This window comes from Exiguobacterium alkaliphilum, assembly GCF_018138125.1.
GTDB classification, from domain to species: domain Bacteria; phylum Bacillota; class Bacilli; order Exiguobacteriales; family Exiguobacteriaceae; genus Exiguobacterium; species Exiguobacterium alkaliphilum.
In genome coordinates this window covers 2,891,284-2,904,101 of the sequence record NZ_CP073101.1, presented here as the reverse complement: position 1 = coordinate 2,904,101, position 12,818 = coordinate 2,891,284, and the positions used below count along the sequence as shown (strand labels likewise).

Here is a 12,818-nt window from a genome sequence, read left to right as displayed (position 1 = left end):
TGCCAGGCAACATGAGACGATCGAGCATCCGCTCGGTCGTTTTTCTTATGTAACTTATTTAGGCAGTTGACGTAATGTAAACTATATGCTAATATAATAATTGTCTAGTGGCGATAGCGAAGTGGTCACACCCGTTCCCATGCCGAACACGGAAGTTAAGTACTTCAGCGCCGAAAGTAGTTGGGGGTTTCCCCCTGTGAGGATAGGACGTTGCTAGGCCAGCGCAAAGGACGATTGAGCAAATGCTCGATCGTCCTTTTTTTGTCGTTTAGACTGAAACTTTCGAGACATTCTTTCGTACAGATAAGAGACCGATAGAACGAAGGCCTCAAAGCAAGCGAAAGGAGAACCTAACATGACCGATTTTCATCAACAACAACTTGATTTGCAACAGCGTCTCTCTGAACGAGATCGACTCGCTCGCAAGTTGAAAACACTTGATAAACAAATTGCCGAACATGAAACGGTGCGAAAGCAACTGCTAAACTCCTTCACGAAAGAACAGCGTGACGTGTATGATTTAGAGTCGTTCTCGCTCGTTAATACGTGGCGAAAGTTTCGCGGGACATTCAATGAACAAAAAACAATTGAATTGGAAGAGGCAGCCCGGGCCGAACTGAAGTTACGAGAACATGAGAAGATGATTGATGAGTTGGAGCTCGAACGCCGCGATCTTCGTGAGACGTTTGAAATGTATAGAGACATCGATACGGAATGGGAACGATTTTTGGAAGCGAAAGAAGCCCGGCTAAAACAAGATCCCGACGTTAGAGAAACGTTGTATCGTCTCACAAACGAACAGGCAGATACGAGTGAGGCGTTAATTGAATACAATGAAGCCATTGTTGCAGGACGGTCGGCTCGTGCAGCGATCGCGAAGACGCTTAAACATCTCGACAGCGCGAAAGGGTGGTCGACGTATGACACGTTCTTCGGCGGCGGGTTGATTGCGACAGCGATGAAACATGATGCCATTGACGCCTCTGAACGAACGATGCATGAACTTCAATCCGCGCTTGAACGCTTCTCGCGGGAACTCGATGACGTGAAAGAAGTCGTCAGCGGCTTACACATTGAACGTGGATCGCTCATTCAGTTCGCGGACTATTTCCTCGATGACATCTTCTCCGAATGGACGATGCATGGACGAATTAATGAGTCACTTGATAAGGTGAATAGCCTCGATCGTGAAATCGAAAAACTCATCGAACGCATGATGCGACAAGTCGAACGTTTAGAACGGCGACGTGAGGAGACTGAAAACAAACGAAAGCAGCTCATCGTCATGCGATGAGCTGCTTCACTTATTCAGGTCGCTTTAACCAATGGCGTAACCCTTTCCCGGCGTGCGGTCCGTTGGCGTAACGAGGGATGACGTGTAGGTGCGCATGTGGCACGGTCTGGTTTGATGCCGTTCCGACATTCCAGCCAAGCGTATAACCGTCAGGACCATACGTCTCCTCGAGGAATGACTTCGCTTCGTGAAGTAACGCATATGTATCGTTCCACTCTAAAGGTGTAAGCTCGAACGTTGTTGCGCGATGCTGTTTCGGGACGATGACGCCAGAGCCGACAAGCACGTCTTGTTCACGTTCGTGCATCAAGAAGTAGCATGTCTCATTCTCGGCGACAATCGTCTGGGACGGATCTAGCTGTGGATGACAAAATGGACAAGTTGACATAGACTTGGTACACTTCCTTTCTATATGAAGTGTACCAAAAGGGGGAGCATTATGAATGAATTGATTGATAGGATAGTTACCCAGGCCGAACGAGAGGAGCGCACGATTATCGCTATCTCAGGACACGGGGGTGCTGGGAAGACGATATTCGCAGATGCGCTACGTGAGCGCCTCGGGGACGTGAACTACATCAATACCGACCCATATATCACGGACTCGATGTTACGAAAGAGTGCCATGCTCGATTACACGGTCGATGGACAGGCGCATCACTATAAGATGACGGCCTGTCATCCGTCCGCACACCATCTATTATCGCTAGAGCGTGACGTCCGCATGGTACGTGAAGGCATCGGTTTCTTCACGATTGACGTCCCATACCTTGAACGAACGTGGATTGATCCGGCAAAACGGATCACGATCATCGAAGGCATGAGCGTCGCGTTCCTTGGATCGGATTGGTGGGATGTATCGGTTTATCTATATACCGATAGCGACACTGAGTTTGCGCGACGTTCTGTACGCGACGTGCAACAACGGGGAATGGACCTGGCGTATTTAAAGGCGTCACACGACGAGCGTCGGCTCCAATACGACCTGTTCATGCATCCGCAGCGCGAGAAGTTTCAAACAATCGTCTCGACGAGTAACGATGTATGGACGATTGAAAACCACCGCTCATGAAGAACGGTGGCTGCGTAACGTCTCTTGGATGCCGAGGCCGAGTCTGTCTTGCTCACGTTCGAGCTGTTCCCACGTGAGCGAGCGATGGCGCATCGTGACATCGTTGGCGATGGAATCGAGCGTTCGTTGTTTCTCGATATTATCGAGCCAATAATAGACGTCGACCCCATCTTCATCGATGCGCCAAAATGATTTAACGACCTCGAACTCGTCAGCCCAGTCGCCGATCGGCTTAAAGCCATACTTCTCGACAAACGGATACGGCCGCTCTTCGCCAATCGGGTCGATCACGTTACGGGTGAACATGAGCTCGAGACCAGCGTGCTCAGTCGCCTCAAGTAAACGTTTTAAGGCAGGGAGCGGCTCGACTTCGACTTTCTCGATGACATCGAACCAGACCCGTTTCCCATCGGTGTCCCAAACGGTCGCTTCGACACTGTAAGGCGCACCGGCAGTCGAAGGGGCGTACATCGTCAAATCGAACGTGAAAGGGATATGTTCTTCGTCACCCGGTTCGAGGACGGTTGACAAGGCAATCGGTACTTCTTGAATGTCGGCTTCACGATTGAACTCGTTTCCTTCGAGCGTGATGTCTTTGAACGTCGTCAGGAAATTGAGCGTCAACTCTTTTAGTCGGACGACGTGTGTCGTCGTGTTCGCGACACGTAACGTGCCGTGGACGGTCTCGTTCGGGATGAACGGGACAGTATGGAAATAGACGGACGCATCGAGCTCGGAAAAGAACCATTTTTTAAAGCGATTGCCCCATTTCGACATGACGGTCGCGCTCCTTTTCTTTTATAAATTGCACTCTTATAAATGTTCCCGATTCCAATTCTGAAAAAACATGAAGAAAAAGGTTGCATTATATAACTACTTCACTTATTATAGAGGATGTCGAAACAATTCAAACCATCGCGGGGTGGAGCAGTCTGGTAGCTCGTCGGGCTCATAACCCGAAGGTCGTCGGTTCAAATCCGGCCCCCGCAACCAATTTTTATTTAATTTCATACGTCGTCGCGGGGTGGAGCAGTCTGGTAGCTCGTCGGGCTCATAACCCGAAGGTCGTTGGTTCAAATCCAGCCCCCGCAACCAATTTTTAAATGAGATAGCGAAACGATAACGTTTCGTGTTTTTTTTTGTCTAAAATGGAGTGTACAATGAGTACGTATCGCGACAACCACTAAAGGAGAAACATTCATGTATACATTGATTACCCATTCCGCGGCTGAGACGCAAGCGGTGGCGGAAAAACTTGCCACACTGGTCACGGCCGGAACGGTCATAACATTGAACGGGGACCTTGGTGCCGGCAAGACGACGTTCACACAAGGGTTCGGTAAAGGGCTCGGCGTGAAACGGAACGTCAACAGCCCGACGTTCACGATCATGAAGCAATACCAAGGGCGCTTACCGCTCTACCATATGGACGTCTACCGTCTCGAGGACACCGGGGACGACATCGGTCTTGAAGAATACATCAACGGGGACGGTGTCGCCATCGTCGAATGGTCGAACTTGATCGAGTCGTCGCTTCCGACTGAACGGCTCGCCATCACCATTGAGCGTGTTGGGGATGAAGAACGACGGCTGACGTTTGCACCGGTCGGACAGAAGTACGAGACAATCGTCCAGGAGGTGCTCGCATGAAACAGTTGATGATTGATACAGCGACGACACGACTGTCAGTCGCGCTCAGTGAAAATGGCACGATTCAAGCCGAGGCAACGGTCATGGTATCGAAGAACCACGCCGTCACGCTCATGCCGATGATTGAGCAGCTCATGGCAGTCGTCAAATGGACACCGGCTGAACTTGAGCGCGTCATCGTCACGACTGGACCGGGCTCGTACACAGGCATTCGCATCGGGGTGACGACGGCGAAGACGCTCGCCTATACGCTCCAAATCCCGCTCGTCGGTGTCTCGGCACTTCGCCTCATGGCGGCGGCACCAAACACGGATCTCCCGGTCGTGTCGCTCATCGACGCACGACGCGGAAACGCCTATATCGGACATTACCAGCATAATGAGCCGCTAACTCCGGACGCCCATGCGTCCGTTGAGACATGGCTCGAGACACATATGGAAGGGGCGTTCGTCGTCGTCGGTGACGTCGAACCGTTCCGTGACGTCTTGGCAAACTATTCCTATCAAGAAGCGCCAGCCGCCCACTGCTATGGACGCGCGAGCGATCTCGTTACACTCGGAGAAGAGACATCGGACGTCCACGCGTTTGAGCCGGAATATTTGCGTCTCGCTGAGGCGGAGGCGAAATGGCTCGAGGGACAAAATCATGGCTGACATCACCATCCGCCGCATGACGTGGCTTGACGTCGAAGAAGTGACGGCCGTTGAAGAAGCCTCGTTCGCGATTCCGTGGACGAAAGAAGCGTTCATGAATGAGATGCTTCGAAACGAGCAAGCCATCTATTTCGTCGCCGTTCATGATCGTCGTGTCATCGGCTTTGCCGGGGTATGGAAAATCGTTGACGAGGGACACATCACGAACATCGCCGTCTTACCGGAATATCGGGGACAGGGTGTCGGAAACCAGCTACTTCACGCGCTCGTCACGTACGCCCGTGCGCAATCGCTCGCCGCGCTCACGCTCGAGGTGCGTGTCTCGAACGTCGGCGCTCAGAAGCTGTACGAGCAGTTCGGCTTCGAGTGCGCCGGTCGTCGCAAACGCTACTATCAAGACAACAATGAAGACGCCTTGATTTACTGGGCGAAGTTAGGAAGTGAAACCGAATGAACACATCACTCATCTTGGCGATCGAGTCGAGTTGTGATGAGACGTCGGTCGCCCTCGTGAAGGACGGCAAGACACTCTTATCAAACGTCGTCTCGTCACAGATTGAAAGCCATAAACGGTTCGGCGGCGTCGTGCCCGAGGTTGCCTCGCGCCATCACGTCGAGCGAATCACGTACGTCATCGACGATGCCCTCAATGAAGCCGGTGTGACGATGCAAGACGTCGACGCCGTCGCGGTCACGCAAGGTCCTGGACTCGTCGGAGCGCTCCTCGTCGGCATCAGTGCCGCTAAAGCGCTCGCGTTCGCCCACAACAAACCGCTCATCGGGGTGCATCATATCGCCGGGCATATTTACGCGAATGACCTCGTCGAAGAAATGGATTTCCCGCTCGTCTGTCTCGTCGTCTCAGGCGGTCATACTGAACTCGTCTATATGCCAGAACATGGTGTCTTCGAAGTTATCGGTGAGACGCGTGACGATGCGGCCGGTGAGGCGTACGATAAAGTTGCGCGAACGCTGAGCCTCCCTTATCCGGGCGGACCGGCCATCGATCGGCTCGCGGCGAACGGGGAAGATACGTACAAGTTCCCGCGCGTCCGACTCGAGCCGGGCAGCTTCGATTTTAGTTTCAGCGGGCTGAAGTCATCCGTCATCAATGCCGTGCATAACGCCGAGCAGCGAGGCGAGACGATTATTCCAGAAAACTTGGCGGCAAGCTTCCAGGCGAGTGTCGTCGAAGTGCTCGTCGAGAAAGCGATTCGCGCTGTGAACGAGAAAGGTGCGAAACAACTCCTCGTTGCCGGCGGTGTCGCGGCCAACCGTGGCCTGCGGGCCGCGCTACAGGCAGCGGCTGACCAAGAAGGCATCCGCCTCGTCATCCCGCCGCTCGCGCTTTGTGGGGATAACGCCGGCATGATCGGGGTCGCGGGACATCACGCGTATGTGCGCGGGAAGCGCGATACACTAGCGATGAATGCGGTTCCTGGGTTATCCTTAGAAGAGAGCATGACAGTCTAGGGGGAAATAGAGACATGACGAAACGCATCATCATTGGCGGGCTCGTCGTACTGCTCGTCGTCGCGACGTTTTTGCAAGTACGAGAGATTATCCGCGCCTACAATATCGCCTATCAAGAAGAAATCGTGCCGGAAGCGACGCGTGTGCGTTCGCTCACCGGGGCCGAATCGCTTAAAGGCATCAGCCGGGTCACGGGCGAGAACACGCTCGTCGAAGCGCTGTATGGGTATAAGAACATGGACGACCAAGACATCGAGAGCGTCCTCGTCGTCGATCGCAACTTAGGGATTCAACCGAAGGCGAGCGACGCTTACTATGAAATCTTCCCAGGACGCGAGGCGACCGAGGAAGAGGCGGCGCAGTTCGAATCGCTCATCGCCGAGTTCGATGAGCAACAGCTGTTCGCCCAAGTCATCTCGACCCATGAAGCACGCTACGTGACGAGCCGGGAAGAAGAGATAACGTTTTATAAAGTGTTCGTCCGTGACGTCGACACAAACGAGTACGTCTTCTTTATCACCGAAGACGGGATGAAACTTGACTTCCACACACGTGGCTTCTTGCCACTGCGTTATTTCTAAACAAAAAGGGAAGCGGACTCCATTCGAGGAGAACGCTTCCCTTTTTCATGCTTCTGGACGATGTTTTTTCTGTTTATACCACATATTCACGCGGCTCACGATGAAGACGAGGAGCGCGAGCACCCACATGAACAGTGTCGTTTGATAGAAGTGGAACCAGACCGACCCGGGTGCATAAAAGCTATGCACCGTCACGTCGACCGGCCAGACGACGAGGCGGATGAAGAGCGTGCTCATGAGCAATCCACTCAGGAGACTGATGAAGATGCCGCTCCACGTCTGGATGATGAAGCCGATGACGACGGGCAAGAAGTAAAACACGATTGTCGGGACGATCGTCGATTCTCCACGGATGAGCTCGGACACGAATTCAGTCCCGGTCGGCACGATGAAGGCGAGACCGGTCAAAAACGCATGCAACCAGTCGATCCGCAGCGCACGGGACCGCATCATGAATGGAGCTCCTCCCATTCCACATACAGTGCCGTGATTGACTCTTTCGTCGCATCGGACTCGCTCGATAGCTCCTGTGCCCGCGCGAAGTCGTTGAAGACGTCCGGCTCGCAAAGGAGCTGTTCAATCTCTTCGAGGCGCGCCTCGTGCTGTTCAATCGTGAGCTCGATCTCTTCGATGCGCTGTTTTATTCGACGCTCCTCACGTTGTTGTTCCTTGTCGGCCCGTTGCTTTTTGACGACGACTTGTTTCGTCTCAACGCGTGCGAGCCGGGCCAGTTCTTCGAGTTCTTCTTTCTTCTCGACGTAGTACGAGTAATCACCGAGGTACTCGTCGATCCCGTTCGGCGTGATCTCGAGGACCCGCGTGGCGAGCCGGTCGATGAAGTACCGGTCGTGCGAGACGAACAGGATCGTGCCGGGATAGTCGAGGAGCGCGTTCTCGAGAATCATCTTCGAGTCGAGGTCCAAGTGGTTCGTCGGCTCATCTAAGATGAGCAAGTTCGGTTGTTCGAGCTTCAGCTTCGCGAGCGTCAAGCGGGCCCGTTCGCCGCCGGACAGTTCGTGGACACGTTTCATGACGTCGTCCCCACTGAAGAGGAACTGGCCGAGCAGGCTCCGTACGTCTTGCTCGCGCATGAGCGGCCAGTCGTTCCAAATCTCGTCGATGACGCGGTTCTTATCAGACAGATTCTGTTGCTCCTGGTCGTAGTAGCCGATTTCGACGCCGGTCCCGTAACGGATGTCGCCGGTGAGCGCCGGCTGTTGTTTCGTCAACACTTTCAAAAGCGTCGACTTGCCGACCCCGTTCGGGCCGACGAGGGCGACCGATTCGCCGCGCTGCAGCTGGAAGCGCAGGTTTTGAGCGATTGGTTCCTCATAGCCGATGGCGAGGTCGCTCCCGCTCAACACATCATTCCCGCTCTGGCGCTTAATCGTGAACGAGAGGACGGCGCTGCGTTCGTCGCCGTCCGGTGCGTCCATCCGGTCGACCTTCTCGAGTCGCTTCCGGACGCTCTGGGCACGCTTCGTCGTCGTCGCCCGGGCGATGTTACGTTGGATGAAGTCTTGCATCTTGGCGATTTCTTCTTGTTGCGACTCGAACTGCTTCTTCTCTTGTTCATAGAGAGCAGCTTTCTGTTCGAGGTACTTCGTATAGTTCCCAACGAAGCGACGGCTCCGGTGGCGTGACAGCTCATAGACGACCGAGACGACGCGGTCGAGGAAGTAGCGGTCGTGGGAGACGATGAGGACGGCCCCTTTATAGCCGCTCAAGTACTTCTCGAGCCACGCGAGCGTCTCGATGTCCAAGTGGTTCGTCGGCTCGTCCAAGATGAGGAGGTCCGGGCTCTGGAGGAGCATCTTCGCCAAGGCGAGACGCGTTCGTTGCCCACCCGAGAGCGTGTCGATTTGACGGTCGAAGTCGTCCGGATAGAACCGCATCCCGTGTAGCACCGAGCGAATCGTCGCTTCATATTGATAGCCGCCGCGATCCTTGAACGTATGTTGTTCCTCGTCATACGCGGCGAGGAGCCGTTCATAGGCGTCCGCATCGTTCAAGATGCGTTCACTGCCCATGTCTTGCTCCATCCGTCGGAGCGTTTGTTCTTGCTCGATTAAATCGGTGAAGACGGTGAGCATTTCGTTCCAGATCGTCTCGCTCGATTCTAGCCCGGAGTCTTGGGCGAGGTAGCCGATTGTGACGTCTTTTGGCTTCATGATGTCGCCTGAGTCGTAGTTATATTCCCCGGCGATGACTTTGAGGAGCGTCGACTTGCCGGCGCCGTTCCGGCCGACGAGGGCGACACGTTCACCTTCTTGAATCTCGAGTTTGACGTTCTCTAAAATCGGCTCGACGCCGAATGATTTCGATAAGTTGTTGACTTGCAATAGGATCAAGTGAAAAAACCCCTTTCTCTGTATTTAGTATACTGTATTTTTTAGTCTTTTCAGGTATATTCATTGAGTGGTCATGTGAATTCGTTTACAATCAAGGTGTATGAAATCAGATTCGTGTGTAACGTGTCGTAAAAAGGAGGCTCTTTCCGTTGAGTCAAAACGAACCAAAGATTCCGCAAGCGACAGCCAAACGGTTGCCACTATATTATCGGTTTATCCAAAGCCTGCATTCATCAGGCAAACAACGTGTCTCTTCTGCCGAACTGAGTGAGGCGGTCAAGGTCGATTCGGCGACGATTCGCCGCGACTTTTCGTACTTCGGTGCGCTCGGGAAAAAGGGATATGGCTATAACGTACAGTATCTGTTAGACTTTTTCCGAAAGACATTGAACCAGGACGAAATCACGAACGTCGCCTTGGTCGGGGTCGGTCATCTCGGGACAGCTTTCGTCAACTATAACTTCCTTAAAAACAATAACACACATATCGTCGTCGGGTTCGATGCAGACGAGACAAAAGTCGGCACGACGATGTCCGGTGTCCCGATTCATCACGTCGATGAGATGGAACAGATCATGAAGCAAAACAAAATCGATGTCGCCATCCTCACGGTCCCGTCCGCCTATGCGCAGCCGGTCGCCGATGACTTGGTCCGCTTTGGCATCAAAGGGATTTTGAACTTCACGCCGGCTCGACTTACGGTGCCGGACACGGTCCGCGTCCATCATATCGACTTGTCGATCGAACTCCAATCGCTCATTTACTTTATGCAACACTATCCATCTGCTGAGGGGGTCCATCAATAATGGAATTACTAGCATCGTCACTCGTCGTCGGGATTCCGGGGGGAGCAAGTCTCTTCATTATCGCGATTATCGCGCTCATCATCTTCGGGCCGAAGAAGTTGCCTGAGTTCGGCCGTGCGGCCGGACAGACGCTCCGTGAATTCAAAAATGCCACAAACGGCATGATGAATGAACATGATGAAAAAGACAAGAAAGATTCTGAGAAGAAAGAGCAGTAATCATGAACCATCAACCTGATCAAGAGCGGGCGCTGTCCGACCACTTGACAGAGCTGCGGAGACGACTGATGCTGTCGGCATTTGTCGTCTTTGCCTTCTTTTTGGCCGCTTTGCCGAGTGTCAAATACGTGCTCGCCTATCTACAGGCGGACCTCGTCGAACGAGGACTAGAGCTGAACGCCTTTGGGGTCGCGGACCCGCTCATGATTTATTTGAATTTGGCGCTCGTCATCGGTCTCGTCGCAGCCAGTCCGTTTCTACTGTATCAACTGTGGGCGTTTGTCGCACCTGGTCTGCATCCGAACGAGCGGAGAGGGACGCTCGCCTATATCCCAATCATCTTCATCTTGTTCCTCGTCGGTCTCGCGTTCGCCTACTATTGGTTGTTCCCGCTCGTCCTCGACATCTCGACGAACCTCGGGCAAGACCTCGGGCTGACGCAAATCATCGGGGCGTCGAACTACTTCACGTTCCTCTTGCAACTCACGATCCCGTTCGGCCTCTTGTTCCAACTGCCGGTCGTGACGATGTTCTTGACACGCATCGGGGTCGTGACGCCGTCTTTCTTATCAAAGATTCGGAAGTACGCCTACTTCGCGTTGTTCGTCATCGCGGCGTTCATCACGCCACCTGACTTGACGTCGCACCTCATGGTGTCGCTACCGCTGTTCTTCTTGTACGAGATTAGTTTGTCCATCTCACGCGTCACGTATCGTGGTGTGCTCAGACGAGAAAAGGAAGCGCAAGTGAAAGAGCAGATGGATTTGATGAAACAGATGAATGAGAAGTGAGCATCGCGTTCTTGGACGCGATGCTTTTTTTGAACGAGTAAGTGTGACGTCACCGTGGTAAGATAAGGAGACCATCAACGATTCAGGGAGGACAGGTCATGTGGGAATATTACGGGGATGCGCTCATCGCAGTCGGCGTCTTGACGACGGCTTTACTTATCTGCGCACTTCATTTTTTACGGTCGTCACGTAAGCGAAGACTGACGTTTCCGCTCTTTCTCGGGGGAATCGGCTATACACTGTTCTTGATTGGTCTCGTCTTCATCCGAGGCTGGGACGGGATGGGGTGGAGCTTAGTCGGATTTAGTCTATACGCCTTCGGGCTCATCCTTTATATCGGCGTCGCCATCTATCTTTGGCTCAAACAGCGGCGCCTATCCTCTTGACCATCCTGTAAAAGGGATGGTTTTTTCGTGTCACGAGTGACGTTCAAACTTTTGACATAATTACGTGAATAATTGAGCAAACTTATTGTCAAACATCCTTGTGAAATAGTACACTAAGTTTAGAAATCAAATGTGATATTTATCACATAACTAAACTTGCCAACCACTCAAAGGAGAGACTACCATATGAAAATCGCAGTCATCGGATGTACACACGCAGGAACAGCAGCCGTCAAAGGCTTACTCGCCAAGCACGACAATCTCGACATCACCGTCTACGAGCGGAACGACAACGTCAGCTTCCTCTCGTGTGGGATTGCGCTCCACGTCGGTGGGGTCGTCCAACGGGCCGAAGAACTGTTTTACTCTTCGCCACGTGAGCTCGAAGAACTCGGCGCAACGATGCGCATGAAGCACGACGTGTTGAACATCGACACCGAAGCGAAGACGGTCCATGTGAAAAATCTCGACACGGGCGAAGACGTCTATGACACGTTCGATCGTTTGATCGTCACGACGGGTTCATGGCCGATCGTCCCGACACTCCCAGGCATCGAGATGGACGGCATCGAGCTTTGTAAAAACTACGCCCACGCCCAGCGCATCATCGAGCGGGCGACGGATGCGACGAAGATCGCCGTCATCGGCGCCGGTTATATCGGTGTCGAGCTCGTCGAGGCGTTCGAAGTATACGGGAAACACGTCACGTTCATTGATAGCGCCGACCGCATCTTGAACAAGTACCTCGACAAGTCGTTCACGGACCAACTCGAGGCGGACATGACGTCACGCGGCATCGACCTCGAGCTCGGCCAGACGGTCGAAGCGTTCCGTGGGACAGATGGGAACGTCACACACGTCGTGACGGATAAAGGTGAGTTCGAGGCCGATCTCGTCATCCTCTGTGTCGGTTTTCGTCCGAACACGGGCCTCCTCGAAGGCCAAGTCGACATGCTTGGCAACGGCGCCATCATCGTCGACGAATATATGCGCACGAGCAACCCGGACGTGTTCGCAGCAGGGGACAGCTGTGCCGTCTATTACAACCCAGCACGCACACATGCCTATATCCCACTCGCCACGAACGCCGTCCGCATGGGGACACTCGTCGCAGAAAACCTCGTCACGCCACGCGTCCGCTATCAAGGGACACAAGGGACGTCGGGTCTTCGTCTTTACGATTGGAATATCGCCTCGTCAGGTCTCACGGAAGAAGCGGCCGGTCTATTCGGTCTTGACGTCGAGAGTGTCGTCGTCGAGGACGCGTATCGTCCTGAGTTCATGCCGACAGCAGAAAACGTTCAGTTCAAGCTCGTCTATGAAGTCGGCACGCACCGCGTCGTCGGTGGACAAGTACTCTCGAAAGCGGACATGACACAAGCGGTGAACACACTCTCACTCGCAATTCAAAATGAGATGACGGTCGAAGAGCTCGCTTACGTCGACTTCTTCTTCCAACCGCACTACAACAAACCGTGGCACTTCATCAATAGTGGAGCGCTCGCGGCGATGACAGACAAAGTGAACGCCTAAAAAAACTCGG

Annotated in this window: 16 protein-coding genes, 2 tRNA genes and 1 rRNA gene; 15 read left to right on the top strand and 4 right to left on the bottom strand. The window is 53.4% G+C overall.

Annotated elements, in window-relative coordinates; genetic code table 11:
• Nucleotides 1-103: 103 nt before the first annotated feature.
• Together rrf and KB235_RS14980 are read left to right on the top strand one after the other, a co-directional pair.
• Nucleotides 104-219: ribosomal RNA gene (gene rrf, locus KB235_RS14985) — 5S ribosomal RNA — on the top strand.
• Between the two features lie 136 nt (nucleotides 220-355).
• On the top strand, nucleotides 356-1,294 hold the full coding sequence (locus KB235_RS14980) for a hypothetical protein (RefSeq protein WP_211780048.1): 939 nt from the start codon (nucleotides 356-358) through the stop codon (nucleotides 1,292-1,294).
• 10 nt (nucleotides 1,295-1,304) lie between these two features.
• Here KB235_RS14980 and KB235_RS14975 read toward each other — a convergent pair whose 3' ends face one another.
• Nucleotides 1,305-1,682 (bottom strand): HIT family protein, encoded by a 378-nt coding sequence (locus KB235_RS14975; protein WP_034817416.1) that lies wholly within the window; start codon nucleotides 1,680-1,682, stop codon nucleotides 1,305-1,307.
• A 51-nt stretch (nucleotides 1,683-1,733) separates the two neighbouring features.
• Here KB235_RS14975 and KB235_RS14970 point away from each other — a divergent pair, with 51 nt between their 5' ends.
• Nucleotides 1,734-2,366, top strand: coding sequence for a uridine kinase family protein (locus tag KB235_RS14970; protein ID WP_211780047.1), 633 nt, complete (start codon nucleotides 1,734-1,736; stop codon nucleotides 2,364-2,366).
• Here KB235_RS14970 and KB235_RS14965 read toward each other — a convergent pair.
• Nucleotides 2,361-3,143: a sporulation protein gene (locus KB235_RS14965; RefSeq protein ID WP_211780046.1), complete on the bottom strand. Its 783-nt coding sequence runs from the start codon at nucleotides 3,141-3,143 to the stop codon at nucleotides 2,361-2,363. The two genes, KB235_RS14970 and KB235_RS14965, sit on opposite strands and share 6 nt — an antisense overlap.
• A 139-nt stretch (nucleotides 3,144-3,282) precedes the next feature.
• On the opposite strand from KB235_RS14965, the gene KB235_RS14960 reads away from it, so the two are divergent.
• The 7 genes from KB235_RS14960 (at nucleotide 3,283) to KB235_RS14930 (ending at nucleotide 6,723) form a co-directional block, all read left to right on the top strand.
• Nucleotides 3,283-3,359 (top strand) — tRNA-Met (locus KB235_RS14960).
• Between the two features lie 25 nt (nucleotides 3,360-3,384).
• Nucleotides 3,385-3,461: transfer RNA gene (locus KB235_RS14955), tRNA-Met, on the top strand.
• A gap of 105 nt (nucleotides 3,462-3,566) precedes the next feature.
• Nucleotides 3,567-4,016: a tRNA (adenosine(37)-N6)-threonylcarbamoyltransferase complex ATPase subunit type 1 TsaE gene (gene tsaE / locus KB235_RS14950; protein WP_211780045.1), complete on the top strand. Its 450-nt coding sequence runs from the start codon at nucleotides 3,567-3,569 to the stop codon at nucleotides 4,014-4,016.
• Complete coding sequence (gene tsaB, locus KB235_RS14945) at nucleotides 4,013-4,669, top strand: tRNA (adenosine(37)-N6)-threonylcarbamoyltransferase complex dimerization subunit type 1 TsaB (protein ID WP_211780044.1); 657 nt, start codon at nucleotides 4,013-4,015, stop codon at nucleotides 4,667-4,669. The genes tsaE and tsaB overlap by 4 nt, the downstream gene beginning before the upstream one ends.
• Nucleotides 4,662-5,123 carry a ribosomal protein S18-alanine N-acetyltransferase gene (rimI, locus tag KB235_RS14940; protein ID WP_211780043.1) on the top strand — a complete coding sequence of 154 codons (462 nt, stop codon included), beginning with the start codon at nucleotides 4,662-4,664 and terminating at the stop codon, nucleotides 5,121-5,123. Before tsaB ends, rimI begins: the two co-directional genes overlap by 8 nt.
• Nucleotides 5,120-6,142, top strand: coding sequence for a tRNA (adenosine(37)-N6)-threonylcarbamoyltransferase complex transferase subunit TsaD (tsaD, locus tag KB235_RS14935; protein ID WP_211780042.1), 1,023 nt, complete (start codon nucleotides 5,120-5,122; stop codon nucleotides 6,140-6,142). The genes rimI and tsaD overlap by 4 nt, the downstream gene beginning before the upstream one ends.
• Before the next feature lie 14 nt (nucleotides 6,143-6,156).
• Nucleotides 6,157-6,723, top strand: coding sequence for a hypothetical protein (locus KB235_RS14930; protein WP_211780041.1), 567 nt, complete (start codon nucleotides 6,157-6,159; stop codon nucleotides 6,721-6,723).
• A 45-nt stretch (nucleotides 6,724-6,768) separates the two neighbouring features.
• Here KB235_RS14930 and KB235_RS14925 read toward each other — a convergent pair whose 3' ends face one another.
• Nucleotides 6,769-7,176 (bottom strand): hypothetical protein, encoded by a 408-nt coding sequence (locus tag KB235_RS14925; protein WP_034815839.1) that lies wholly within the window; start codon nucleotides 7,174-7,176, stop codon nucleotides 6,769-6,771.
• On the bottom strand, nucleotides 7,173-9,074 hold the full coding sequence (locus tag KB235_RS14920; RefSeq protein WP_211780040.1) for an ABC-F family ATP-binding cassette domain-containing protein: 1,902 nt from the start codon (nucleotides 9,072-9,074) through the stop codon (nucleotides 7,173-7,175). The genes KB235_RS14925 and KB235_RS14920 overlap by 4 nt, the downstream gene beginning before the upstream one ends.
• A 149-nt stretch (nucleotides 9,075-9,223) precedes the next feature.
• Between KB235_RS14920 and KB235_RS14915 the strand changes: the two genes are divergently transcribed.
• From KB235_RS14915 to KB235_RS14895, 5 genes are all read left to right on the top strand, one after another.
• Nucleotides 9,224-9,880, top strand: a complete 657-nt coding sequence (locus KB235_RS14915) for a redox-sensing transcriptional repressor Rex (RefSeq protein ID WP_029596207.1) — start codon at nucleotides 9,224-9,226, stop codon at nucleotides 9,878-9,880.
• Nucleotides 9,880-10,098 (top strand): twin-arginine translocase TatA/TatE family subunit, encoded by a 219-nt coding sequence (gene tatA, locus KB235_RS14910; protein WP_276514410.1) that lies wholly within the window; start codon nucleotides 9,880-9,882, stop codon nucleotides 10,096-10,098. Before KB235_RS14915 ends, tatA begins: the two co-directional genes overlap by 1 nt.
• Nucleotides 10,099-10,100: 2 nt before the next feature.
• Nucleotides 10,101-10,889 (top strand): twin-arginine translocase subunit TatC, encoded by a 789-nt coding sequence (gene tatC / locus KB235_RS14905; protein ID WP_034815845.1) that lies wholly within the window; start codon nucleotides 10,101-10,103, stop codon nucleotides 10,887-10,889.
• A 98-nt stretch (nucleotides 10,890-10,987) separates the two neighbouring features.
• Nucleotides 10,988-11,275: a YesK family protein gene (locus tag KB235_RS14900; protein WP_211780039.1), complete on the top strand. Its 288-nt coding sequence runs from the start codon at nucleotides 10,988-10,990 to the stop codon at nucleotides 11,273-11,275.
• Between the two features lie 186 nt (nucleotides 11,276-11,461).
• Nucleotides 11,462-12,808: an FAD-dependent oxidoreductase gene (locus KB235_RS14895; protein WP_211780038.1), complete on the top strand. Its 1,347-nt coding sequence runs from the start codon at nucleotides 11,462-11,464 to the stop codon at nucleotides 12,806-12,808.
• Nucleotides 12,809-12,818: the final 10 nt, after the last annotated feature.